The sequence below is a fragment of the Sulfurimonas gotlandica GD1 genome (assembly GCF_000242915.1).
GTDB lineage: Bacteria > Campylobacterota > Campylobacteria > Campylobacterales > Sulfurimonadaceae > Sulfurimonas > Sulfurimonas gotlandica.
In genome coordinates this window covers 2,769,385-2,794,785 of the sequence record NZ_AFRZ01000001.1, presented here as the reverse complement: position 1 = coordinate 2,794,785, position 25,401 = coordinate 2,769,385, and the positions used below count along the sequence as shown (strand labels likewise).

Annotated in this window: 26 protein-coding genes; 17 read left to right on the top strand and 9 right to left on the bottom strand. The window is 33.9% G+C overall.

Annotated features, from left to right (window positions below; all coding sequences use genetic code 11):
• Positions 1–7: 7 nt before the first annotated feature.
• Genes SMGD1_RS13750 through SMGD1_RS13730 form a run of 5 tightly spaced genes read right to left on the bottom strand, consistent with a single transcriptional unit; the run spans position 8 to position 7,747 of the window.
• On the bottom strand, positions 8–1,222 hold the full coding sequence (locus SMGD1_RS13750) for a DUF418 domain-containing protein (protein ID WP_008337187.1): 1,215 nt from the start codon (positions 1,220–1,222) through the stop codon (positions 8–10).
• Position 1,223: 1 nt separating this feature from the next.
• Positions 1,224–2,510, bottom strand: a complete 1,287-nt coding sequence (locus SMGD1_RS13745; protein ID WP_008337284.1) for a TolC family protein — start codon at positions 2,508–2,510, stop codon at positions 1,224–1,226.
• The gene (locus tag SMGD1_RS13740; protein ID WP_081444050.1) at positions 2,510–5,656 is read right to left on the bottom strand and encodes an efflux RND transporter permease subunit; all 3,147 of its coding nucleotides are present in this window, start codon (positions 5,654–5,656) and stop codon (positions 2,510–2,512) included. Before SMGD1_RS13740 ends, SMGD1_RS13745 begins: the two co-directional genes overlap by 1 nt.
• A gap of 2 nt (positions 5,657–5,658) precedes the next feature.
• On the bottom strand, positions 5,659–6,825 hold the full coding sequence (locus tag SMGD1_RS13735) for an efflux RND transporter periplasmic adaptor subunit (protein WP_008337487.1): 1,167 nt from the start codon (positions 6,823–6,825) through the stop codon (positions 5,659–5,661).
• A gap of 28 nt (positions 6,826–6,853) precedes the next feature.
• Positions 6,854–7,747, bottom strand: a complete 894-nt coding sequence (locus SMGD1_RS13730; protein ID WP_008341582.1) for a hypothetical protein — start codon at positions 7,745–7,747, stop codon at positions 6,854–6,856.
• A gap of 101 nt (positions 7,748–7,848) precedes the next feature.
• Here SMGD1_RS13730 and hemL point away from each other — a divergent pair, with 101 nt between their 5' ends.
• From hemL to SMGD1_RS13715, 3 genes are read left to right on the top strand one after another with little or no spacing between them, the layout of a single operon-like run.
• Entirely contained in the window at positions 7,849–9,141 is a 1,293-nt protein-coding gene (hemL, locus tag SMGD1_RS13725) for a glutamate-1-semialdehyde 2,1-aminomutase (protein WP_008337368.1), read from the top strand.
• The gene (locus SMGD1_RS13720) at positions 9,134–9,481 is read left to right on the top strand and encodes an AtpZ/AtpI family protein (protein ID WP_008337486.1); all 348 of its coding nucleotides are present in this window, start codon (positions 9,134–9,136) and stop codon (positions 9,479–9,481) included. The genes hemL and SMGD1_RS13720 overlap by 8 nt, the downstream gene beginning before the upstream one ends.
• On the top strand, positions 9,465–9,980 hold the full coding sequence (locus SMGD1_RS13715) for a hypothetical protein (protein WP_241761498.1): 516 nt from the start codon (positions 9,465–9,467) through the stop codon (positions 9,978–9,980). The genes SMGD1_RS13720 and SMGD1_RS13715 overlap by 17 nt, the downstream gene beginning before the upstream one ends.
• A 3-nt stretch (positions 9,981–9,983) precedes the next feature.
• Here the strand turns inward: SMGD1_RS13715 and SMGD1_RS13710 are convergent, their stop codons facing one another.
• Complete coding sequence (locus SMGD1_RS13710; RefSeq protein ID WP_008337189.1) at positions 9,984–10,667, bottom strand: hypothetical protein; 684 nt, start codon at positions 10,665–10,667, stop codon at positions 9,984–9,986.
• A gap of 3 nt (positions 10,668–10,670) precedes the next feature.
• Positions 10,671–12,542 carry an RNA polymerase sigma factor RpoD gene (rpoD, locus tag SMGD1_RS13705; RefSeq protein ID WP_008337200.1) on the bottom strand — a complete coding sequence of 624 codons (1,872 nt, stop codon included), beginning with the start codon at positions 12,540–12,542 and terminating at the stop codon, positions 10,671–10,673.
• Positions 12,543–12,684: 142 nt separating this feature from the next.
• On the opposite strand from rpoD, the gene SMGD1_RS13700 reads away from it, so the two are divergent.
• From SMGD1_RS13700 to SMGD1_RS13645, 13 genes are all read left to right on the top strand, one after another.
• Positions 12,685–13,506, top strand: a complete 822-nt coding sequence (locus SMGD1_RS13700) for a flagellar hook-basal body protein (RefSeq protein ID WP_008337299.1) — start codon at positions 12,685–12,687, stop codon at positions 13,504–13,506.
• An 11-nt stretch (positions 13,507–13,517) separates the two neighbouring features.
• Positions 13,518–14,306 (top strand): flagellar basal-body rod protein FlgG, encoded by a 789-nt coding sequence (flgG, locus tag SMGD1_RS13695; RefSeq protein WP_008337588.1) that lies wholly within the window; start codon positions 13,518–13,520, stop codon positions 14,304–14,306.
• Between the two features lie 138 nt (positions 14,307–14,444).
• On the top strand, positions 14,445–16,565 hold the full coding sequence (locus SMGD1_RS13690) for a methyl-accepting chemotaxis protein (protein ID WP_008337175.1): 2,121 nt from the start codon (positions 14,445–14,447) through the stop codon (positions 16,563–16,565).
• A gap of 15 nt (positions 16,566–16,580) precedes the next feature.
• On the top strand, positions 16,581–17,165 hold the full coding sequence (locus SMGD1_RS13685) for a diguanylate cyclase domain-containing protein (RefSeq protein ID WP_008337238.1): 585 nt from the start codon (positions 16,581–16,583) through the stop codon (positions 17,163–17,165).
• A 59-nt stretch (positions 17,166–17,224) separates the two neighbouring features.
• Positions 17,225–17,728, top strand: coding sequence for a 3-isopropylmalate dehydratase small subunit (locus SMGD1_RS13680; RefSeq protein WP_008337354.1), 504 nt, complete (start codon positions 17,225–17,227; stop codon positions 17,726–17,728).
• Complete coding sequence (gene leuB / locus SMGD1_RS13675) at positions 17,728–18,795, top strand: 3-isopropylmalate dehydrogenase (RefSeq protein ID WP_008337188.1); 1,068 nt, start codon at positions 17,728–17,730, stop codon at positions 18,793–18,795. Before SMGD1_RS13680 ends, leuB begins: the two co-directional genes overlap by 1 nt.
• A gap of 15 nt (positions 18,796–18,810) precedes the next feature.
• Positions 18,811–19,059: a tetratricopeptide repeat protein gene (locus tag SMGD1_RS13670; protein WP_008341581.1), complete on the top strand. Its 249-nt coding sequence runs from the start codon at positions 18,811–18,813 to the stop codon at positions 19,057–19,059.
• Positions 19,050–19,430: a CiaD-like domain-containing protein gene (locus SMGD1_RS13665; protein ID WP_008337351.1), complete on the top strand. Its 381-nt coding sequence runs from the start codon at positions 19,050–19,052 to the stop codon at positions 19,428–19,430. Before SMGD1_RS13670 ends, SMGD1_RS13665 begins: the two co-directional genes overlap by 10 nt.
• Positions 19,427–20,263: a formyltetrahydrofolate deformylase gene (gene purU, locus SMGD1_RS13660; protein ID WP_008337370.1), complete on the top strand. Its 837-nt coding sequence runs from the start codon at positions 19,427–19,429 to the stop codon at positions 20,261–20,263. Before SMGD1_RS13665 ends, purU begins: the two co-directional genes overlap by 4 nt.
• The gene (locus tag SMGD1_RS13655) at positions 20,263–20,733 is read left to right on the top strand and encodes a tRNA (cytidine(34)-2'-O)-methyltransferase (RefSeq protein WP_039920051.1); all 471 of its coding nucleotides are present in this window, start codon (positions 20,263–20,265) and stop codon (positions 20,731–20,733) included. Before purU ends, SMGD1_RS13655 begins: the two co-directional genes overlap by 1 nt.
• Positions 20,730–20,876 carry a hypothetical protein gene (locus SMGD1_RS14785; protein ID WP_008337416.1) on the top strand — a complete coding sequence of 49 codons (147 nt, stop codon included), beginning with the start codon at positions 20,730–20,732 and terminating at the stop codon, positions 20,874–20,876. The genes SMGD1_RS13655 and SMGD1_RS14785 overlap by 4 nt, the downstream gene beginning before the upstream one ends.
• A gap of 214 nt (positions 20,877–21,090) precedes the next feature.
• The gene (locus SMGD1_RS13650; RefSeq protein ID WP_008337161.1) at positions 21,091–21,750 is read left to right on the top strand and encodes a LexA family transcriptional regulator; all 660 of its coding nucleotides are present in this window, start codon (positions 21,091–21,093) and stop codon (positions 21,748–21,750) included.
• Between the two features lie 16 nt (positions 21,751–21,766).
• Positions 21,767–23,128 (top strand): SH3 domain-containing C40 family peptidase, encoded by a 1,362-nt coding sequence (locus SMGD1_RS13645; protein WP_008337478.1) that lies wholly within the window; start codon positions 21,767–21,769, stop codon positions 23,126–23,128.
• Positions 23,129–23,139: 11 nt separating this feature from the next.
• Here SMGD1_RS13645 and SMGD1_RS14945 read toward each other — a convergent pair whose 3' ends face one another.
• Entirely contained in the window at positions 23,140–23,445 is a 306-nt protein-coding gene (locus tag SMGD1_RS14945) for a flagellar basal body rod C-terminal domain-containing protein (RefSeq protein ID WP_241761497.1), read from the bottom strand.
• Between the two features lie 175 nt (positions 23,446–23,620).
• Positions 23,621–24,820 carry a tetrahydrodipicolinate N-succinyltransferase N-terminal domain-containing protein gene (locus SMGD1_RS13635; protein WP_008337285.1) on the bottom strand — a complete coding sequence of 400 codons (1,200 nt, stop codon included), beginning with the start codon at positions 24,818–24,820 and terminating at the stop codon, positions 23,621–23,623.
• 74 nt (positions 24,821–24,894) lie between these two features.
• Here SMGD1_RS13635 and SMGD1_RS13630 point away from each other — a divergent pair, with 74 nt between their 5' ends.
• Positions 24,895–25,398, top strand: a complete 504-nt coding sequence (locus tag SMGD1_RS13630) for an ankyrin repeat domain-containing protein (RefSeq protein ID WP_008337574.1) — start codon at positions 24,895–24,897, stop codon at positions 25,396–25,398.
• Positions 25,399–25,401 lie beyond the last annotated feature (3 nt).

Here is a 25,401-nt window from a genome sequence, read left to right as displayed (position 1 = left end):
TTGCCCTTTATTTTTTTGTTTTTAAAATAGGATATAGTTTGGAGTATGTTAGACATCTCCATAGCCACTCCAGTGGACCAAATCTAAAGTATTTAAGCCAAGCATAGCTAAACACTATCTGAAGAGCGTATAAGACAATTGCCAGTATTGTTATCTCTAATATTCCCATAGTACCAAAAAGTCCACCAAAGAATGGATAGAAAATTAAAAATCCAAATATAGTATGTGTAAGATAAGATGTAAATGACATACGACCTACATAAGCAAAAAGATGAAAGAATTTTTTGAAAAAAGCTTTCTCATCTAAGATAGCAAGAATATTAATGTATGACATGGCTAAAAATATCTGTCCAGATACTGCAAAAGCCTTGTAAGCTACATTTTTTAAATCATGTGAGAACTGACCCATACTTCCACCAATCTCATAAGAGATATATGTTAGAGCAACACCAAGTACGAAAAAGATCGTAAACAGTTTTACAGAGCGGGCATATGTTGTAAAGTAGTTAATGCTCATAAGGTAGAAACCAAGCATAAAAAGGGCTAAAACCTTTGTTAAACGTCCAGATGGGACAAGGTCAATGTAGCGATAATAGAGGTTGTGCCAGTTTGCCTGAAGTACTTCCATGAAAGTTCCGTTTTGAAATATAGCGGTCAGTTCTGCTGGAGATATATCAGGGTAAGTTTTATAAGCACCGGATGGGTAGTTCATTACTTCTGGAAAAAATAGAGCAAATAGTATGTCATAAGCTAACCAGATAAAGTAGAAAAATATACTTAGTTTAAATATAGTGTAATGACTTAGGTTTCTAAACATAACGAATACAAGCCCGACTGCTCCATATATGAGAAGTATGTCTCCAGACCAAAAGAAAGAGTGTATAGCACCAAACATAATTAAAAAACCAAGTCTCTTTCTGTATGTCTTCATAAAAGAAGCTTGGCTGTCTCTTTGCTTGTCAAATTGTATATAAAAACCTATACCAAAGAGCAGAGAGAAAAGAGTGTAAAATTTAGTGTCAATAAAAAACATAAAAAGATATTTGAGTGTTGTGTTGTAGTCATAGTAGGGTAGGGTTTGTAAAACTTCATAAGGAACAAATTTATATCCACTCCAAGCTTGTATATTTGCGATTATTATCCCAAATATAGCAAAACCTCGAACAACATCAAGTATTTCCACTCTATTGTTTTTGGATATTGGAGCTATCTTTTCACCCAAATTACTTCCCTATAGCATTGTCTAGTACAGCAATTGCGTTGTAGAAGTTATAGTAATCAATTACTAAAGAGGATTTAGCATCTATATACCCTTGTCTTGCTTGTTGTAGTTCTATGTAGTCTGATAAACCATACTCGTAGCGTTTTTGAGCTTGATCAAACTTATCTTCAGACACTTCTAGCAGACTTTGAGAGAGTTCTACAGAATCTTTCATTTTATATACATTTATATAAGCCTGTGTAGCGTCTTTTTTGATTGTTAATTTAGAGTTTTGCAGTTGTGATTTAGAAATCTCTATCTGGATTTTTTTCTCTTGAGTAGATGCTGAAGTAGCCCCACCTTGGTAAATATTCCAGTCTAGATTTAGAGCAGCTTTCCATTGATCTTCTGGTGTTGTACTTTTAAACTTGTCAGCTTTTTGCTTAGTGTAGTTAGCGCCAAAATATAGTTGAGGATAGTACTCTGCCGAAGCAGATTCGTTTGAAGACTCAGCTGATTTTATATTGGCAAGGTACTTTTTAAGCTCATATCTATTTTCATAGGCATAAGCTATAGACTCATTCAGAGTTAAACCATAATCACTTAAAGATGCGTATAGATTTTCTAATACTAACTCTTTAGAATATACTCTATACTCTTTTACAGATTCCATGAAACCAACAACTTGATCTAGTGAAGCATATGAAAGCTTTAAATCGTAGAGACTCTTTTTGAGGTTGAGTTTTGATTTTATTAATTCTACTTTAGCATCTGATACATCTATCTTTGTTCTAATTCCCGCTTCAAAATACTTTTGTGAACGGTAGAGTTGAATCTCATTTAGTTTTACATTTTCTTTGTTTACATTGATAAGAGCAATGGATTGTAGCACTTCGTAGTATGCCTGCTTTACATCTCTTTTTTTATTTGAGATTTGCTGTTCGTTTGAGTTTAGGTATGAGTCTGAATCATACTTAAACGTATCGACATTACCACCTGTCTTGCCAAAGTCATAAATAATCTGTTGAAGAGACAGTTGCCCAAGTAAAAGAGAATCATTTACCATGGTATCTGGATTTAGAGGTATATCACTCATACCTATTTCTCCAGCTGTAAGGCTTAAATCGACCTTTGGCAAATAGCTTGAAAAAGCTAAATCATAACGACTTTGTGAAGCTTTATACTCTGATGAGCTTATCTTCAAATCAGGAGAGTTCTTGAGAGCTTCTAGGATTAAATCATCAACTGTATAGACATCTTCTGCATGCAAACTTAAAACTAATAAAAATGTAGTTAAAATCTTTAACATTATATTGACTCCCTTGTAGCTATTTCATCTTCAACACTTACAAATTTCTCTCTCATAGTCTCTAGAAGTACATAAAGTACAGGAACAAAAAGTGTAGATATAAAAGTCGCAGCAATCATACCAAACATCAATACGATACCTATAGACATCTGTGTAATAGCACCTGCACCTGTTGCAAAAGCAAGAGGGATAATACCAAAAAGAAAAGAGAGAATAGTCATCATAATCGCACGAAAACGAAGAGTTCCTGCGTTTATAGCTGACTCAATAATCCCAATACCGCTCTCTCTTTGTTCTTTTGCAAACTCAACAATAAGGATGGCATTTTTCGCAGCAAGTGCTACGAGTAAGACCAGTCCGACTTGAGCAAAAGTATTAAGTGGAAGTCCTACCGTATGAAGTCCAGCTACTGCACCAGCGATAACCATAGGAACAGATAGTAAAATCATTAGCGGCAATATCCAACTCTCATATTGAGCTGAGAGAACTAAAAATACAACAAGTAGTACAAAAATAACTACATATATCTGAGCATTTCCGGCTAATGTTTCTTGGTAACTCATTCCAGACCATTCATATCCATAGCTAGGAGGAAGAACTTTTTTAGCAATATCATCCATCGCTTGCATCGCGTCTCCTGAACTATATCCTGGAGCTGCAGCACCATTTATCTGGATGCTTCTGTACATATTGTAGTGAGTAAGATTTTGAGGACCTATTATCTCTTTTATTTTGAGGACTGCATTGAGTGGAATCATCTTATCAAAAGCATTTTTAACAAATAATTTGTTAATATCTTCTTTTGAACTTCTATATTCCTTGTCGGCTTGAACAAATACTCTAAAGACTTTACCAAACTTTGTAAAATCATTGATATATATTGAGCCAAGATATGCTTGCATAGTAGTAAACAAATCAGACATATTTATGCCAAGGGCATTTGCTTTCTCTCTATCTATCTTTATGTCGTACATAGGGTAGTTTGTTGCAAATGTTGTAAATGCATATGCGATTCTTGGATCTGCAAAGGCTCCTTTTATCATCTCTTGCGCAAAATGCTCAAAAGTCTCTAAGTCACCAGACAGATAATCTTGTAGCCTAAAGTCAAATCCGCCTACATTACCGACACCAGGAATACCAGGCATATTAAATGCTGCAATATTTGCTTCAGTGATTCCAGCTGTTTTTTGTTTAATCTGCTCTAAGATTCCAAAAACACTGCTTTCTTTTGTAGTTCTTTCACTCCAGTCTTTAAAAGAAACAAACATGGCTAGAGCAGAACCGTCTAAAGATGATGTGATGATGTTGTAACCCTCTATGGCTACAATGTTTTCTACACCATCAATGTCGTATATAATGCCTTCAACTTCTTTTCTTACCTTTATGGTCTGAGATATAGAAGTACCTGGTTTTAGATTTACAGAAACCATACAAACACCCTTGTCTTCTGATGGAACAAAGCCTGTAGGAGTTATGGCGAATAGATAATACGTAAGATAAAAAATACCACCCATAACTAAAATCATAAAATATCTTAGTTTTACAAGAAGTGTAACTAGTGCTTTGTATTTAGAAGTTAAAAAATCAAAAAAGAGATCAAATTTTTGAAAGAGTATAAACTTCTCTTCGCCTTCTTTTCTTCTTTTTATAATAATAGCACTAATAGCCGGAGATAGTGTAAGAGCATTTAGTGATGATACTAAAACAGCAAATGCAATAGTAAGTGCAAACTGTTGATAAAGAGCTCCTGTTATACCTGGTAGAAGAGATACTGGAATAAATACCGCAACTAAAACAAGAGTAGTTGAGATAATCGGTCCTATAAGTTCTATCATTGATTTTTTAACAACTTGTGGCATTGTTAGTTCAGGTTCTTTGTACATGATAACCTCAACATTTTCAACAACCAGTATGGCATCATCAACAACAATACCTATGGCGAGAATAAGTCCAAAAAGCGTTAAAAAGTTTATGCTAAATCCACCTGCAAGCTCCATCGCTGCAAATGCACCTATAAGTGAAACTGGAATAGTTACAGATGCTATAACGGTTGGTCTCCATGAGCCTAAAAATATGAAAATAATAAGAATAACAAGTCCAATGGCCGTAAATAAGTTTGTTACAACGTTATCTATTGCTACCTTAACATATTTAGTAGTGTCATATGGAACTGAATATGTCACACCATCTGGAAATCTACTCTCAAGCCTTACCATTGTCTCTTCTACTTTTTTACGAATATCAAGAGCGTTTGCTTCACCAAGCTGATAAACACCAATCAACCCTGTTGGTCGCTTAGCACTAATTGCATTCCAGTCGTAGCTCTCACTTCCAAGTTCTATTTTAGAGACATCACTAAGATGGACTAATGAGCCATCTTTTTTATATTTTAAAACGATGTTTTCAAATTCATCAACTTCGCTTAGACGACCTTTAGTCGTTAATGTGAATTCCTGCTTCTGATCATCAAATGTAGGGTTACCACCTATCTTACCTATAGAAGCTTGCTTGTTTTGTGACTGAACGGCTTGGATGACTTCCATAGGAGTCATATTTAGAGCTTTTAGTTTGTCAGGGTCTAGCCATATACGGATAGAGTATTTCTTCTCACCCATATTTTCAGCTTTACCAACACCCTGAATTCTTTTGACTTCATCTAGGACATTGATGTTTACAAAGTTACTTAAAAAACTACCATCATACCTATCATCACCATTAATGGCAATGATACATACTAAAGAGGGACTTCTTTTATCAACTATAACACCTTGTTGTGTTACTTCAGAAGGCAGAGAAGCAGTTGCAGTAGAGACTTTGTTTTGGACATCGACAGCACCAATATCTATATCATAACCTGGTTCAAAATATACGTTTATACTTGAACTTCCACTTGATGCAGAAGAGGAGTCCATATATATAACACCCTTTATACCATTTAGTTTATCTTCTAGTACACGAGTAACAGTTTCTTCAACAACAAATGCATTTGCTCCAGTATAAGTCGCGGATACATTTACAGTCGGTGGTGCTACATCTGGATACTCTGATATAGGAAGGACAGCCATTGATACCAGACCCGCAACAATAATTATTAACGATATAACTATCGATAGAATAGGTCTTTTAATGAATGTTACTGAAAACATTTTTATTTACTCTTTGGAATAAGTTTGTTTTTTTCTAAAACAGCTTTAATCCCATGCGTAGACGATACATCTGTCGCTTTAATAGCACGACCAGGCTTTAATTTAACTAGAGCAGATACTATAACTCTATCCCCATCCTGTAGACCAGTTTTAACGCTTACATAATACTTTGTAGAGTAGTCAGTCTCAATATCAGCTCTTTTAACTTTATTATCTTTATCTACAACATATACATAAGTTCCGAGTTGATCTGAAAATATTACTTCAGGTGGAATCATTAAAAAGCTGTACTTATCGTTTATAAATAGGTTCACATATACAAAAGTGCCTGGTAAAACTTTTCCATCTGGATTAGATATAGTAGCTCTCATACTAATTGTTGAAGTAAGAGAATCGACAACATTATTTGAAAAGTCTACATATCCATCAAGTCTTATAGTTTCTCTTTGACTATTTATTTCTATGAAGGCAACTGGTTTTTCTTTATTTCTATATTTTTCAAATAATCTTACATCATTTTGTGAAGGAGAAAAATAAGTGTAAATAGGATCAACGCTCATAATGGTTGTAAGAAGTGTCGACTCTCCTTGTCCTACAAGATTTCCAATATCAACTCTTCTTGCACTTGCTTTACCACTAATTGGAGCACGAATCATTGTGTAGCTAAGAGATAGTTGTGCTTTTTTAATTTCTGCTACATCACCTGCAATGGCAGCTTTTAATCCGGCTTGCTGTGCTTGGTACTGCTCCAGTGTCGCACGAGGAGCAAGACCTTCTTTAACAAGTGGCTCGTATCTTGCAACATCAGCATTTGCTAGTTTTAATGAAGCCTCATCCTGAGCTTTTTTAGCCTTTGCTGCATCGCGAGCTGCTATATACTCATCTTGCTCTATCATAAAGAGTTTTTGACCCTTTATAACTGTATCACCATCTTTAAAATAAATCTTTTTAAGTATGCCGGGAACCCTGGCACGAACTTCTTGGTCAGAACTTGCTTTTGTTGTACCTGTATACTGCTTCCATATAGGAATAGGTTCTTTTTTTACTGTAATGGTATTAACGCTAAGTGGTGGCATCTCTTTTTGAACTTGCTCGGGTTTATCGTCTGAACATGAGCTAAAGAGAAAGAGGGAGGAGAGTAGTATTGTGCTTATAAGTTTTGTTTTCATTTGTTGCCTTTAATTATAAGTAATTGTATCAGTATCTTGCTAAATTGTAAAATACATTGTATCTGACTAGAGTTTTTTCTGTAGGTCTTGGGTATCTACTGTAAGCGTACTCTATTGTCTCCTTTGTAGTGTCATCAAGAACATAGTAACCACTTTTTTCTAAAAACTTAAAGTCACTCATATCTCCATTTGGATGCAGGTAAAATTCTATAACGTTACTTCTATTTACGTTTAAATCTCTTGGAAGATTTACTCTTGCCACACGAGTAAGAACCTGCTGAGTTATTCTTCTCATTATCTCTTGATTGTCTAAGATGTATTTTTGTTGTCCTGGACTTAGTTTTCCGAACTCATCACCATAAAGCTCTTTGATGTTTTGATTTATGCTACTTTCACTATATGTCTTTTTTTCTTGCTTCTCTTCCTCTTTAGAAGACTTGTCTTGAGATAGCATAGCGTATAGTGGATCTACAGGTTTTTTAACTTCTTTTTTTGGTTCTTCTTTAGTGATATTTATATCTTTTTCTGAAGTCAGTGCTATATATGGCTTTTGCGGTAATGGTTTTGTTTTTGGCTCTGGTTTAGATGCTGGCTCTGGCTTAGTTACTTTTGGCTTTGGATTTAGCTTTGGTTCTTTAACTGGTTTTTTTGGTTCGTATGTAACAGGTGGCTTAACGATTTTTTTAAGCTGTGAGCCCTTTGGCATTGGTGGAGCAATAGTAGAAGGTTCAACTTTCTTTTTTATATCTCCAGATTCTTTTTCTATTTTTGGCATCTCTTTTAGTGAGACTTTTATTTTGTTTTCTTGTTGTTTAACAGGCTTTTCTATATCAGGGACTATAGTTCCAAGTAGCCAAAAAATCAATACAAGCAGGAGATGTATAAGAAGTGCTACAAATAATGCAAAAGAGGATCTATTCAAATTGTTCCGTTTATTATAATTTTAAATAATTTCAATGATTATAACTAATATAGATTAATACAACTTAGCTATAATAACAAAAAAAATATTAAGGTTACTAAATGAGTACAGAAGCATCGTCAAAAGCATTTGAACAGGCACAAAATTTAATTCCAGGTGGAGTTAACTCTCCAGTTAGAGCATTTTCAAGCGTTGGTGGAACACCGATTTTCATCGCAGAAGGAAATGGAGCTTATTTAACTGATATTGATGGAAACAAATATGTTGATTTTGTACAGAGTTGGGGACCACTGATTTTTGGTCATAGAGATGAAAGCATAGAAGCAGCAGTTATAGAAGCTGTTAAGCACGGACTTAGTTTTGGTGCCCCTACACAGGCTGAAACAGACTTGGCTCAGCTTGTTGTATCTATGTTTGATTCTATTGATAAGATTAGATTTGTAAGTAGTGGAACAGAAGCAGTTATGAGTGCAATACGTCTTGCTCGTGGTTTTACTGGTCGTGATGATATTGTAAAATTTACTGGCTGTTATCATGGACATAGTGACTCCCTTTTAGTTCAGGCAGGAAGTGGTGCAGTTACTTTTGGAAACCCAAGTTCACCAGGTGTACCAGCTGACTTTACAAAACATACACTTTTAGCAACGTACAATGATATAGAAAGTGTAAAGAAATGTTTTGCTGATTCTCAAGACATTGCTTGTGTTATTATTGAGCCAATTGCTGGAAATATGGGTCTTGTACCTGCTGATAAAGAGTTTTTAGCAGAATTAAGAAAGATTTGTGATGAGAATGGAACACTGCTTATTTTTGATGAAGTTATGAGTGGCTTTCGTGCATCTATAAACGGTGCTGAGTCTATCACTGGTACTACTCCAGATATTGTCACTCTTGGTAAAGTTATCGGTGGTGGTATGCCTGTTGGGGCGTTTGGAGCAAGTGCTGAAATTATGGCTAAGCTTTCACCTGAAGGACCAGTGTATCAAGCAGGTACACTTAGTGGAAATCCAGTTGCAATGGCAGCAGGTTTTGCGGCACTTAGTAAATTAAAGAAAAATGCACCTGTAATGAATGTTCTTAATGCTCGTGCTAAAAGACTTGTAGAGGGTATGCAAGCTGCAGCTTCTGAGTGTGGAGTCACTATGCAAATAGATACAAGAGGAAGTATGTTCGGTTTCTTCTTCAATGAAGCACCTGTTAAAAACTTTGCAGATGCTTGTAACTCAGATGCTGAGCTTTTTGCTAAGTTTCATGCTGGCATGATTAAAGAAGGTTTTTACTTTGCTTGTTCTCTTTATGAGACAGGTTTTATCTCAACTGCTACAACTGATGAGATGATTGAAGATACGATTAAAGCTAGCGCGAAAGTGCTTAAGGCAATTACAAATGGCTGATGCTGAAAATAAAGTAGAAGAAACAGAAGAAGAGCATAAGCCTAGAATAAAACCAATTATTGAAGCAGCTGATAGCCTTTCTCTAGGTATTTCTATGGTTGTTGCAGTTGTTATGGGTGTTGGTATAGGTTATCTTCTTCGCAATTTGACTGGAATTGGTTGGTTATTTTGGGTCGGTGTTGCCATAGGTATAGCAGCGGCAATTTTAAATGTTTATAAAGCATACTCAAAACAATATAAGGTATTTGAAGAACTTGCTAAACAACCCAGATATGCTATTAAAAAACAATTAGAAGAAGATTCTGATGACGATGAGGATTATGGTGAAAAAAAGTATTAGGCTCATTACTGTAGCAGAGCTTTTAATAATAGCATCTTCATTTATATCATTTAGTTTTTTCATGAATTTGCAGATTGCCTTTTTAAGTAGTCTATTTATAATATTGGGTTCCTCTTATGCTTATAGAAAGATGGTAGATACTCAAGTTACTTCTGATATGGTTGAAGAAAAAAGAGATATCCTCGATGAGATAGAAGACCCATATGAGTTATATGAAGAGGACTCTATAAACTATGCACCAGTTGAAGAGTTAGACTTAAGAGCTATTGTTAAAGAAGAGAAGAAAAAAATAAAGACTTTTAGTCTTAATAGTATGAAGCATGGTGTTAAAGGCAGTACGTCACTATTTAGACTGGTGCCATATGTGTTTTTGGTTCTTGGATTTATAGCACTGAAAAATAATGATCTATTAGATATAGCTGTATACTTACCATCTTTACTTGTTGGAATAGTAGTTGGTTCTGTAAGTGGAAAAGAGCTTTTCTCTGTAGAGAAATAGCTCTTAAGAAGTTATCATAGGTATATTGATAGTTATCTTTTTTTGCATATCGATGTAGAAGTTTGTGTTAGAGGCTATAACTTCCAGCTCATCTGCTTTTTGCTGATTCATATTTTCTGCTTGTATTTCAATAGAAAATATACTGTATTTTTTACCTTCAAACTTTATATGCTCACCAACTCTATAGAATATTTTGGTATTGATTTTATCATTGTCTTCAAAACAAGAGTAAATCTTATTTAATAGTTTAATAAATTTATTTGTATTAATAATTATCTCTGGGATAGTTGGATCGAACTCTTTTGTATACTTTATATTTGAATTAATAGAGTTTGTGGAGATACACAGATCTACAAGTGTGTAAATATTTGTCAGTTCACCAACAGGTTTTGGATTGTTTAACTTAAATGATGGAGATTGATATAATTTAATACCTATCTCTTCTTCATTTTCGTAACCAACTGTAAGTGCAAAAAATTTGTATCTACCAAACTCGAGTTCTAAAAAAGTAGTTTTAAAACCAAAAGAGACATTAGCATATGCTGTTGCAAGTTCAAAAAGGTCATGCGAAGAAGCAGCACCAATAAGAAACTGAGCTTCAGCGTTTAGTGATATAATTTTCCCATTAGAACTAAAAAGCACAAAAGGGTTGTAATCGTATTCTAGCCACTGTTGTTCAAAAGTCATATATTATTCTTCTATATAACTTTTTAGTTTTCTACCTACTTTAGGGTGCTTAAGTTTCTTGATAGCACTAGATTCTATTTGACGAACACGCTCACGAGTAACGTTTAGCTCTCTTCCTATTTCTTCTAGTGTTCTATCGCTCTCATCATCCATTATTCCAAATCTTAGTTTGATAACAGCTTTTTCTCTTTCATTTAATTGCTCTAAAACACCTTCGATTTGAACTCTTAGGTCATCTTTTAGTATCGCATCTGAAGGCGAGATTGATGATTTATCTTCAATGAAGTCACCAAATCTTCCATCATCTTCGTTCCCTATAGGCGCTTCAAGAGAGATAGGTTCTTTTGTTATTTTTATAACGTTTTTAACTTTCTCTACTGATAATCCAACTTCTAGAGCGATTACCTCTACGTCTGGCTCTTTACCATGCTCTTGAAGATGTTTACGCATGATTTTATTGATACGATTAATTGTTTCAATCATGTGTATTGGGATACGAATAGTTCTTGCTTGATCAGCAATAGCACGGCTTATAGCCTGACGAATCCACCAAGTAGCATAAGTTGAGAATTTGTAACCTTTTTGGTATTCAAATTTATCAACAGCTTTCATAAGACCAATGTTACCTTCTTGAATAAGGTCAAGGAATGGTAAGCCACGGTTTGTATATCTCTTAGCAATAGAAACAACAAGTCTAAGGTTAGATTTTGCCATCTTAGTCTTAGAGATCTCAGAGATATTTTTACCACGTTTTATCTGCTCTAAAATATCTAAAAGTTTTTCTGGTTCCATGTCGAAACTATTTTTTGAAGCTTCTTTGGTTTGAACAAGTTTTTTGATTTCCATATATGTGCTAACCATTGTAGCTTCTGGAACCATGCTTGAGATATCTTCTTTAGTTAGCTCACAAATTTTACCTACTAGAACTCTGTGATTAGCTTTTAGTGTAGAGTTGAAAAGTGGTAGTTTGTATTCAAGTCTCTTAAGCTCTTTATCATACCCGTCATCACTCTTAAGTGCTGTCTCCATAGCTTTAACAAGTTCATTTATTAGCTTAGAAGTTGGACCAAGATCTAAAAGTCTATCTTTAAGAACAGACTTTTTAAATGTTACGTTAAGAAAGTATTGAACTATATCTGATGTAATCTCACCATCTATGTCTTCAGGTATTTTTTCTGCTAGTTTTATCCACTCTTTTTTAGCTTTTTCAAGTGCTTTAAAGCTTAGAGTTACTTTTTCCACTCTGCTTTTATCTTTAGCAGTCAATGTCTTAGTCTCTTCTTCATCACTTATCTCAATAGCTGTGTCACTATCGCTATCACTATCATCTTCTGAATCTTCTTTTTCATCTTCAAAGCTTTTAAAAAGTTCTTTAACTCTTCTTTCACGATTAATAAGAGGTTCTCTGTAATCTAGGATAAATCTAATAAGATAAGGCACAGAACAGATAGCATCTATAATAATACTTTCTCCACCTTCTATTTTTTTAGAAATTTCAATCTCTTCTTCTTTAGTAAGAAGAGGGATCTGTCCCATTTCACGAAGGTACATACGAACTGGAGAGTCTGATCTAGACCATTCAAGAAGTTCATGCTCTTTTAAGATATCAAAATTATCTGATTCATTATTAGCTAGCATTTTTCTTTGAGCATCTTTTCTAGCTTCAGCTTCTTTATCATTTAGCTTCTTAGCATGTTCGCTTGCTGTATATAGACATGTTTTATGTTTTATCATTAATTTATGAATAGTTTTAGCTTGAGCTGCTGTTGGCTGTTTGTCAAAAAGTTCTATTAATGCTTCGTAAGTTCTACAGTCTTTTGACTTGTGATCTGCAAAATATGAGTCTATAGCTTTGTTGAGGTCTTTTGCTGTCATATTAAAATATGCCTTAATAGTTAAGATTTTTTAAAGAGTGGATTATACCCAGAATATTTTAAACTACTCTTAAATTAGAATAAATTATTTTTGGAACGCACTTTGCTTTTGTTCAAACAGATATGCTAAATAAAGGGATTTTATGCAAAGCGGATATTATAGTTCAGCAGCCGGTATGGTTACTCAGTTTAATCGTTTAGATACCATTGCTAATAATCTTGCAAATGTTAACACGGTAGGTTTTAAAGAAGACAATCTTGTGGTCGGTGACTTTCAGCGTCTTTATAAAGAGGCTAGAGATGAACTACCTAATAAAAATCATTCAGAAGATGGAGCACAGTTTTTAAACAGAGCTATGACAAAAGCTCCTCAAGTTGTCGATTCGTATACAGACTTTACTGTAGGTAATACTCAGCAGACTGATAATGATATGGATTTTGCACTCTCTAGAGAAGGTTTGTTCTTCTTGGTTAAGACTCCTCAGGGTGTTAGACTAACAAGGGATGGTTCTTTCACAAAGGATGATGAAGGAAGGCTTGTTACTAAAAACGGTTATGAAGTTTTGCCAAATGATTACTTTGAAGCTGGTGGAAATATAACATTTAACGACGATGAAAATGTCATAAAAGTTGATAAGCATGGTCAGATTTATAAAAATATACCTAATAGTGTTAAATTAGTTCAAGGTTCACATCTGTTTGTTGCGCAACCAGATAATGTTGCACTTCTTAAAAAAGAGGGTAATAATCTTTATAGATATGATGGAACAACGGATTTAAAATCTCTTGATAATACAGAAGCTGTTATGCAAGGTTTTGTAGAAAAAAGTAATGTTAATGCCGTGAAGATGATGACACAAATGATAGAGACAAATCGCTTAGTTGGAATGTATCAAAAAGCGATGAGTGTTCAGATGGATGATATGAACAACGATGCTATAAATAAAATTGCCAGAAAAGCTTAAGGAGTTAGATTATGATGCAATCACTTTATACTGCCTCTACAGGAATGTTAGGGATGCAGACACAGATAGATACAACAGCTAATAATATTGCCAATGTTAATACTATAGGCTTTAAAAAATCTCGTGCAGAGTTTTCTGACTTGATGTACAAGGTTATGTCATACGCCGGAACGGCTACAAGTGATGTAACTAAGAGTCCAACAGGTATAGAAGTAGGGCTTGGTGTAAGACCTACTGCTATTAACAAGATTTTCTCCGAGGGAAGTCTTAAGCAGACAGACAATCAACTAGACGTTGCAATTACTGGTAGAGGTTTCTTCAAACTTGAACTTCCTGATGGAACAGAGGTTTACAGTAGAAACGGTGCTTTTAAAGTTGATGACAATGGAAGTATGGTAAACAGTGATGGATATAAGCTAGTTCCTGAGATAGTTATTCCGCCAGATGCTACAGATATTAGTATCGGTACAGATGGTACAGTTACTGTTGTTCAGCCAGGACAGACTCAAGCAACTCAAATTGGGCAAATCACATTGACAAATTTTATTAATCCAGCGGGATTACACTCACGCGGTGATAACCTTTATTTGGAGACAGACAGTTCAGGACAACCAGTAGAAGGAACCCCTGGTGTAGATGGTCTTGGAGTGCTTAGACAGGGTTTTGTTGAGTTAAGTAATGTGGAGCTTGTTGTTGAGCTTACTGACCTGATTACAGGGCAACGTGCCTATGATTCTAACTCAAAAGTAATCACTACAAGTGATGAAATGCTGCAAACTACAAACAACCTCAAAAGATAGTATTCTACAATAATTAAGTATTGGTTTTTCCAATACTTAAGCATAACTTCTCATTTGATTTTATTATAATATTATTGCTATATTTTTAGATATAATGATTTAATATGTTCATATATTATATTGTTAAAAGGGGTCGTTATGAAAACAATATCGATAAAAATGAAAATGGTTATTCTCATTATATCTACCGTTATAGCCGTTTCCATCGCAATAATTTTGCAGTCTATCCATGGTATAAATGAGATGACTGAACAAAGTGTTTCTAAATATAAGGAAGAAGCTTATCAGAATAAGGAATCAGAACTCAAAAACTACGTTAGTGTAGCTATGAAGTCTATTGAATCTTTTTACGCTAGAACATCAAAAGATAAAATTAAAAAAGAAGTTGAATCTGACCTAAAAGAGCAGACGGACTTTCTTTTTAGCATTATTCAGCAGGCTTACGACAAAAATAAAAATACAATGTCAAAATCAGAACTGCAAAAACATTTAATGCATGTAGTTGAATCTGCTAGATATGGGGACAGTGGATATTTTTGGATAAATGACAAGTTGCCAAGAATGATTATGCATCCAATCAAACCTAGTCTAAACGGACAAGACTTAACTACCTTTAAAGATCCAAATGGAGTTTTCCTATTTAATGATATGGTAAAATCAGTAAAATCCAGTGATGCCGGTGTAGTAAACTATCACTGGGCTAAGCCAGGATTTGAAAAGCCTCAGCCAAAAGTATCTTATGTTAGAAAATTTGAGCCATATGGTTGGATAATAGGTACTGGCGCTTATGTTTCTGATGTAACAACTAAGATGAAAAGTGAAGCATTAAAAACAATATCTCAGATGCGTTTTGGTAAAGATGGATATTTCTGGATAAATGATACAACTCCTAAGATGATTATGCATCCGATAAAACCGGCGCTGGATGGAAAAGACTTGTCTGATACAAAAGATCCAAATGGAATATTTTTGTTTACTGAGATGGCAAAAATAGCAAAAGACAAGGGCGAAGGTAGAGTTGATTACAGTTGGTCAAAACCAGGTTTAGACAAACCTGTTCCAAAGATGTCTTATGTGATGCTATTTAAAGACTGGGGATGGGTAGTAGGTACAGGAGAATATATAGATAACATAGAAGCAAAAATACAACAGATGCGTGATGATGCAAATGATCAAATAGTTGCTTCTACTACACAAATAGTATTATCATCAATGCTTTTAGTCTTTGTGATAACTATCATTGTAAGTTTCGCAGCAGATAGAGCTATTGTTAAGCCTATTAGAAACATCCTTGAAGTTACAGAAGATTTAGCGATGGGTGAGGGTGATTTAACAAAAAGAGTTATAGTTGAGAGTAATGATGAAATAAGAGATGTTGCAAATAACATTAATAAATTTATTCAAAAAGTTCATGAAAGCGTAGATGGAGCAAAAAAATCAAGTTTTGAGAACTCATCTGTTTCTAATGAACTTTCATCAACAGCACTTCAAGTTGGAACTAATGTTGAAAAATCAGTACAAATAGTAAACCAAACTACAGAGCATGCTACGAAAACACATTCTCAAATACAGATAGCTATTGAAGACGCAAATAAATCTAAACATGAGATGCTAGCAGCTAATGAAATGTTAAACGGTGCTAGAGATGAGATTGTAACTCTGACATCAAAGGTTCAAAGTAGTGTTGAATCAGAAGTTGAATTAGCAATGAAAATAGAAGAGCTATCTAAAGATACTGAGCAAGTAAAGGATGTTCTGATAGTTATATCAGATATTGCTGAGCAGACTAATCTATTGGCGTTAAATGCAGCGATTGAAGCGGCTCGTGCAGGTGAGCATGGTCGTGGATTTGCTGTTGTTGCTGATGAAGTCAGAAAACTTGCCGAGAGAACTCAAAAATCATTATCGGAAATTAATGCTACAATTAATATAATAGTTCAGGCTACAAATTCTGCAAGTGATGAGATGGGTAAAAGCTCTAAAGAGATGGCAGAGTTATCTGTAATTGCTTCAGAAGTTGAGAGTAAGATACGATTAACAACTGAAATTGTAAATAAAGCGACGCAAGCAAGTGATAAATCTGTACAGGATTTTGAGCATACTGGTGTTCAAATAGATTATATTGTTAAAGGTATTGAAGAGATAAACACTATATCTTTAGAAAATGCAAGAAGCGTTGAAGAAATAGCAAGCGCTGCTGAGCATCTAAACCATATGACTGATGATTTATCTACCAAGCTAGAGCAGTTTAAAACATAACAAAGAAGGATTGACATGGCAGAATTTTATGGACTTGAATACTATTTATATATTTTAATAGTTTTGTTACTTATTAGCATTTATTTTAATATTAAACAGAGACAGCTTGCTAAAAAACGTGGTGAAAATGATCTTGTTCTCATAAAAAAAGCTTACTTTGATCCTGTTACTGAGCTACCAAATAGAAACAATCTCGACATAATAATAGGTGAGCAGATAATTAGAGCTTTTAGACATAAAAAATCGTTTATAGTTGCTGCCGTTAAGCTACTTAACTACCACGATATTAATTTGAGATCTAAAACACGTGCTCAAGAGTTTGTTGTAGAATCAAGCAATAGGTTGCTTAGCTCAATCCGTAATGAGGACATGCTTTCTCGAATCTCTGATAATGGATTTATTATTGTATTTAATGAGTACCTTGAAAAAGAAAATTTAAATGTTATATTTGAAAGAATAAACACGCTTTTTAGTGAAAAATTTGAAGATGAAAAAGGTACTTTGGATATAAAAATAAGTATTGGAAAAAGTATATATCCAGATGACGCAACAGAGTCTAACGAATTAATCAATGATGCTATACGTAAAGCTTTAAACTAATACCAATCTCATTTTGGATATAATCGCAAAAATATTTTAAAATATATCTAGGATTTTATATGCAAAAAGCAAATATTGATGGAAAAGTTTGGACTTTTGGAAAAGATATCGACACAGATTTAATTATTGCTGCTCGTTATCTTAACACATCTGTTCCAGAGGAACTTGCGAAACATGTTATGGAAGATGCTGACCCAGAGTTTGTAAATAATATGAGAGTAGGTGATGTTATAGTTGCAGGTGAAAACTTTGGTTGTGGAAGTTCAAGAGAACATGCTCCAATTGCTCTAAAAGCTGCTGGTGTTGCTGCAATAATTGCTCCAACTTTTGCAAGAATCTTTTATAGAAACGCATTTAACATGGGTCTTCCTATATTTGAGCTAAAAGAGAGTGCAGAAATCAGTGAAGGCGATGAAATCAGTGTTGATATGAATGCTGGTACAATCACAAATAAAACTACAAATAAGTCATACGACTTTATTCCAATCCCTGAATTTATGCAAGAACTTATAGACGCTGGCGGATTAATGAATTTCGCACAGAATGAAATAAAAGGTAAATAATGAAAAATTATAAAATAGCACTAATTAAAGGTGATGGAATAGGTCCAGAAATCGTAGATGAGGCAGTTAAAGTCTTAGATGCTGTATCTTCATGCTGTGGCTTTCACTTTGAATATGAAGAAGCTCTAATGGGTGGTTGTGCCTATGATATTACAGGTGACCCACTTCCTCAAGAAACTATAAATATCTCATTAAACTCCGATGCAGTACTTTTTGGTGCTATCGGTGGAGAACAATGGGACTCTTTACCTCGTGAAAAAAGACCAGAAAGTGGACTTTTAAGATTTAGAAAAGAACTTGGTGTTTATGCAAATCTTCGTCCTGCTGTTGTTTATGATGAACTAGTAAATGCTTCATCACTTAAGCCAGAAATAGTTAAGGGTGTTGACATAATGGTCGTTCGTGAGCTTATTGGTGGCATCTATTTTGGTGAGCCTAAAGGTCGTGATGAGAATAGAGGCTGGAACACTATGGTATATACTCGTGATGAGATTGTTCGCATCGCGCACCAAGCTTTTAAGATTGCAATGACAAGAAGCAAAAGAGTTTGTTCTATTGATAAAGCAAATGTTTTAGATGTTTCTCAACTATGGAGAGAAGTTGTTGAAGATGTAGCAACAGACTATCCAGAAGTTGAACTAAGCCACATGTATGTAGATAATGCTGCAATGCAACTTATACGTGATCCTAGACAGTTTGATGTAATGCTAACTGGAAATATATTTGGTGATATTTTAAGTGATGAAGCTAGTATGCTTTCTGGTTCAATTGGTCTTTTACCATCAGCATCTGTTGGAGCTAAAATAGGTGTTTATGAGCCTATTCACGGTTCAGCACCAGATATTGCAGGACAAGGAATTGCTAATCCAATCGCTACTATCGCTTCAGCATCTATGATGTTAAGATATGCTCTTGGTGAAAATGCCGCTGCAGATAAAATAGATGAAGCAATAAAAAAAGCACTTAGCGAAGGCTACAGAACACAAGATTTAGCACAGTTTGACGCAAAAGAAGTTTGTTCAACAAGCGAAATGGGTTCTATTATTGCTAACTACATAGTAAGATAGAAATAGAAAATATATATGCAAACTCTAACATTAGCAAATATTTATGAGCTACAAGGCCTTAAAGAAGAGGCCTTGGAAATTTACAAAGAAGTTTTAAAAAAAGATCCTTCAAACAGTGACGCAAAAATTGCTATAAGAAGACTATCTGGCATGAGAAAAAAGTTTTTAAATGTAAATACTCAGATGAAAGATTTTTTTTTAAAAATGGAAGCAGATGTAGAGTTTAATGAGTTTGAAAGGTGGTTATTAAAGTCATGGAATTAAAAGATGTAATACTATCAACTTTGGCAGAAATGGAAGATAATGAAATTACAAAAAAAGTTTTAAATAGTTCTATTCAACCTAAAAAAATGGAAAAATCAGAGATAAGTGATTTAAAGCCAGAACCTCCAATGCAAACTCCTTTACTTAAAGAAAACAGGGTTAAAAAAGAAGAATCTTCCTCTTGCGTAGATGGTGAACTTTTATTTTTAAACTCATTAAGAGAGAGACTTCTTGTGCTATTTGAAGGTTTTCAAGCACCAAATAATACAAATATAGAAGCTAAAGTAGATATGACGCTAAACTTTTTAGAGTATTCATTGGCTACAATAGATTTAAGAGCAGAGCAGTTAGAAAAAGGAAAATTAAAGTGAGCAAATACAGAGTTCTTATAGATGCAAATGACGAAAAAGGTTTAGTTCATAAAGTATCAACCGTTTTTTACAACAATGATTTAAATATTTTATCAAATAGTGAGTTTGTTGATAAAGAAAATAACAAATTTTTTATGAGAAGTGTTGTAGATGGTGATATTGATATATCTAAGTTAAGAGAGAGTCTAAAAGAAGTTTTACCAAAGAGCGCAGGAATCAAACTAATTGAACCTAAAAAGAAAAATATTATTATAATGGCTACTAAAGAACTTCATGCTTTAGGAGATATTCTTATTCGTCATGAAGCTGATGAATTAGATGCAAACATATTAGCTGTTATATCAAACTATGATGAACTTGAGTCTTTAGTCACTAGATTTAATATTCCATATATTACTGTATCTCATGAAGGTCTTGAGCGTATAGAGCATGAGCAAAAAATCATTGAGTGTATAGATAGTTTCAAAGATGTTGATTACATAGTTTTAGCTAAATATATGAGAATACTAACTCCTAGATTTGTAGAAACTTATGAAGATAAAATCATCAATATTCATCACTCGTTTTTACCTGCATTCATAGGTGCAAACCCTTATAAGCAAGCTTACAACAGAGGAGTCAAGATTATTGGTGCTACAGCACACTTCGTAAACAATAATCTTGATGAAGGTCCAATCATAGCTCAAGAAGTTATACATGTAGATCATGCTTACAGCTGGAAAGATATGCAACGCTCAGGTAGAGATGTGGAGAAAGTTGTTTTATCACGTGCGCTTAAGCTCGCGCTTGAAGATAGAATTTTCGTATATGCGAACAAAACCGTGATTTTCTAGTGTTTAATCTAGTTCTGGTAAATCCACAAATACCAAATAATACAGGTGCAATAGGGCGCTTGTGTGTAAATGCTGGGGCATCGCTGCATATAATAAAGCCAATTGCTTTTGATATAGATGAAAAAGCAGTTCGTAGAGCAGGACTTGATTATTGGGATAAGCTAGATTTACATGTTTGGGAAAGCATAGAAGAATTTTTTGAAAAAAACACAATCACTGATAATGCTCATTTTGCTACAACAAAAACAGATAAACCATATTTTGAAGCAGAATTTAAAGAGGGTGATTTTATCTTCTTTGGTAGTGAGACTGCCGGTATTCCTGAAAATATATTAAATGCTCATAAAGAGCAAAATATAACTATACCTATGACCAAAGAAGGAAGAAGCCTAAATTTAGCTATTAGCACAGGCATAGTTCTTTATGATGCTATAAGACAAAACCATAGTCGTTTTAAGGAGATTTTATGAATCCAATTGTTGATGGAATCATGGTTGTTTTATTTATTCTATTTATGGTGTTTATTTTTGGTGGTTACCATAAAAATAAATCTGCTCAAAGAGAAGAACAATTTAAAATAGAAGAAGAAAACAAAAAAAAGAGCGAGTCTTAAAAAACTTTACTCGCCCACATCTCAATAGAATTTTCAAATCTTTCAAATAGACTTTCTGCGTTTTTAATAATCATTGACATTACAAATCCTTTATTAAGTATGTTAAATAATACACATTTTTAAATTTAAACCTAAAAAACATGGCATTTTGTCATAAATATTTTGACTTTATTTCAAAATTACATTATAATTGGAAAAATATGGGAGAAATGTCATGAAGTGTTTTTTGGAAATTGTTGAAGAAATAAAAAGTATAGTCTCTTCTGAGTTTAACTCAAAAAAAATATTTGATAAAGATGTAGCTGATGTTTTAGGTATATCTCAAATGAATTTTGCGACTATGAAGAAAAGAAATAAGGTTCCATTTGGAGAGCTAATGGATTTTTGTGCAGCTAGAAGCATATCTATAAATTGGATGCTGTATGGTCAATCACCTGAAAGTCTTGTAGAAGCTACAAACAGATTCTATATGGTTAAGTACTTTAGTAATGTAAATGCAAGTGCAGGTGGTGGAGCAGATGAGCAGTGTGAAGAGCTTGAAGATCTTGAGCTTCCAGAACAGTTTGTGTATATGCTTGGTGGTGAGAGTGAGATGAAAAATATTGAAGCTATTAATGTTTCAGGTGATTCTATGGAGCCAACTTTTAGTTATAATGATATTGTATTTATAAACAGAGCAAAGACGGACCTCCAAAGAGGCGGCATCTTTACTATAAGAACTGAAGCAGGACTCTTTATAAAGCGTGTTCAAAAAAGAATAGATGGAAAAATAGATATAATATCTGATAATCAAGTATATTCTACACAGACTTTGGAACTTAATGAAATAGAAGTTATAGGTAGAGTTGTTAGTAGATTTGGTGATGTAGATTAAAACAGGGATAAATAAGTTGAGATATTTTTTTTTAGTGTTACTTGCTTTAATTTTTGCTTCATGTTCTTCTAAAGAACTAATAGTAAATAAAGAGAAACAAGAAGTAGAGAAAGAAGTTAAGCCTAAGCAAGAGACCAAAAAGGTTGTAGAGATAGCTGATTTGATTGATATCCCTCAAAATGTTGAATTTTTTACAAATTCTCTGAATGCGAGGGTAGAAACTTACCCTATTCAAAAGAAATATGAGCAGTACTACTTTAATGTATGGAATGATATAGAGCCAAGAGAGAAATTAGAAGATGTAAAGTGGCCATTTTTTTCATATAAAGCAGGTAATAGCTATGGCGAAAATTTTGAACTCTTAAAACAAGAGTTTTTTGATGAGATGTTTCAAAATGCTAATTTTGATAATTATGCAACTATAAATGCTAAAGCCATTACCCTTAGACATGCAGATATAAGAGCTTTTCCTACAATAAAACCACTTCTGAGAGATCCTGAAAAAGCTGGAGAAGGTTTCCCTTTTGACTATCTTCAAAACTCTACAGTGTATGCAAACAAACCACTCTTTGTATCTCATTATTCAAAGGACAAAGAGTGGGTTTATGCTTTTAGCAGTTTCACTTCCGGCTGGATAAAAACAAGTGACATTGTTTTTTTAAAAAAAGAACATACAGACTCATGGCAAAATGCACAGCAAATATTTTTACTAAAAGAAGATGTTCCTATTTACAGCACGAATGGTGATTTTCTTTTTTCTTCAAAAATAGGAATGATGCTAGCTCTAATATCTGAAGATAAAGAAAACTTCACGGCACTAGTAATATCTTCATACAAAAATTTAACTCCAATGTTTGAGAGAGTAAAGATATCTAAAAACATAGCTAGAAAAGAGATACTAAATCTGGACAGAGAAGCTCTAGCACATATAATGAACGAAGTATTCAAAAGTAACTATGGTTGGGGAGGAATGTATGGGCAAAGAGATTGTTCATCAACGCTTCGTGACATGTATGCACCATTTGGAATATGGCTTCCTAGAAACTCGTCTCAGCAAGCTAAAGTTGGTAGAATAATTACATTAGAAAACCTGAGTGATGAGGAAAAGATATCTCTTATAAAAGAAGAGGCTGTTCCTTTTCAAACTCTTTTATATAAAAAAGGGCATATAGTTCTCTATGTGGGAACTGTTGATGATGAAATAATTGTTTTTCATAACACATGGGGAATTAAGACTAAAAAGAATGATGTAGAGGGCAGGGTTGTAGTTGGTAAAACAGTTTTTAGTACATTAAGACTTGGATCAAATCTAGAAGATTATGACAAAGAAGCTGAAATACTTACTAATTTAAAGAGTATGAATATTTTAACGCAGTAGATATTAAAAGCTTAAGCTTTTATATCCAGCAGAGAGCCAAGCATCTCATTTTCTGTTTTTATCGCTGTTACATTTACCGCCGTTGCACCTTGTGCTACTATTTGATCTGGAATTTCTTTAGCTAAGTCTGTTTGACTCATTTTTGAGCCAGTGTTATCAGCTTTTCTAGTATTTGCACTAACAGAATTTTCATTACCTAACATTTTGGTGTCTGATGGCACAAAACCCTCAGTATTAACATTCGCTACATTGTTCGCATTGGTATTCATCATTATCTGATGAGATTGTATAGATGACACATTGCTTGAGATATTCATAACATGCTCCTGTGCAAAATTATAAAAAGTCTCCAAGGCTAAGAAAATAGCTTAGGAGACATTTAGGCTACTATTCCTAGTACTCATTATAATACTATATTTCTGAAAGTTTGTTTATATATATAAAGTAGATGTTATCGCATCTAGCAAGAAACTGCCAGATGCTTGGAAAGTACTAGTGTAAATCAGCGTTAAGTTTGATTTCTCTTGTTGAGCGAGAAGCTGTAGTCTCTCCAGTTAAAGAGTTTTGTCTAAAGTGAAGACCATTTAGACCTGCAAGACTTTTACCTTTGAAAATTTCACCTTCCATATTTAGGTTTTCATTAACTTCTTTGATTTTTGTAAGTTCCTTAGAATTGATTCCTACTTTTGTACCTTCTAAGATTGCTAAACCTGCATCTATAATACAACCGTCACCTAAAGGAATGCCACAAGTAGAATTTGCTCCTAGTAGAGTGTTCTTACCGATAGAAATAGGGTTACCGTCAGTTCCACTTAGTACACCAAGGATAGAAGCACCACCGCCTACGTCAGAGCCGGCACCAACGATAGCAGAACTAGATATACGACCCTCAACCATTACTGAACCTGTTGTTCCAGCATTGAAGTTTATATATGAAGCACCAGGCATTACAGTTGTTCCAGCTGCAAGTTGAGCACCAAATCTTACTTTTGAAGTCTCAAGGATACGAGTGTTGTCTGCAGGAATAATGTGCTGTAATAATCTTGGGAACTTATCTACAAAATCAATATGAGGATATTCATTTGCAAGTTTTAACTCTATTTCAAACTCTCTTAGGTATTCAAGTTCAATTGGCTGCCCATTTGACCAGGCTACATTAGGTAAAGCACCGAATGCACCGTTTAGGTTAATACTTCTAAGTTCAACTTTGGCTTGACTCATTGCATATAGTTTTAAATATGTTGCTTCAACACTTTTAAGTGCTTCATCTGCAAAGATAAATGTTACTTTAAATTCGCCTTCAAGAGATCCGCTATTCATTATTTGGTTGTAAAGTGCAGATACAACTTGAATGTTTTTATGAGCATCGCCGTAAGCTTCATCAGCATAAGGAGTAAATGCATTTAGACAACTCTTTAAAAATGCTGCATTAATATTACAAACAACTTCACTCTCATTAAAATCAACTTCCACACCTTGTTCTGACAGTGCTTTGATAAAAATAGCAGCACTGCCGAAGTTCTCATTCCAGTTAATCAAAGGATATGTAGCTTGAAGTGTTTTTTCAATATTTATCTGACCAAAGTCAACTCTACATATACCAAATGCTAAAGGGTCTTTATAACCAGATATCTCCGACTTAATGCTTTGTATTAATGCTTTAAAAGCATCTGCTGTTTGTATTATTTCCATGAATTCTCGCTTAATAATTTATTGTTGGAATTATACTTAAAAACTACTAACAAGAATTTATATATACTTACATTATGAATAAATGGATAGAATTTTTAAAAAACAACGATTTTATAAGTGTTAAGAAGTATATAAAAGATGGTGCAGATGTAAATGAAGCTAATGAAACGGGTGAATCTGTTTTAGCAAATGCAATTAGACACAGATGCGATATGGATCTTTTGATGTTATTAATAGAAAATGGTGCAGATATACACGATTTTGACGATGAAGGTGTAGGTATATTTGACATGTCAATTACATATAATAACATGGAAATGGTGGAGTATATGATTGCTCAAGGAATAGATGTGAATTTCACAAACAGAAGAAGTAGATTTACACCTCTGATGGCTGCTGCATCTTATGGAAGAGCTGATATTGCAAAGCTACTTTTAGAGCATGGTGCAGATCAGGAAATGCTGGATACAAAAGGTTTTTCTGCGGTTGATTTAGCTAGAAAAATGAATAAAAAAAGTATTTTGGATATTTTAGAATATGATAAAGACAATCCAAAGAACAAGGCTTATACTAGATAATAT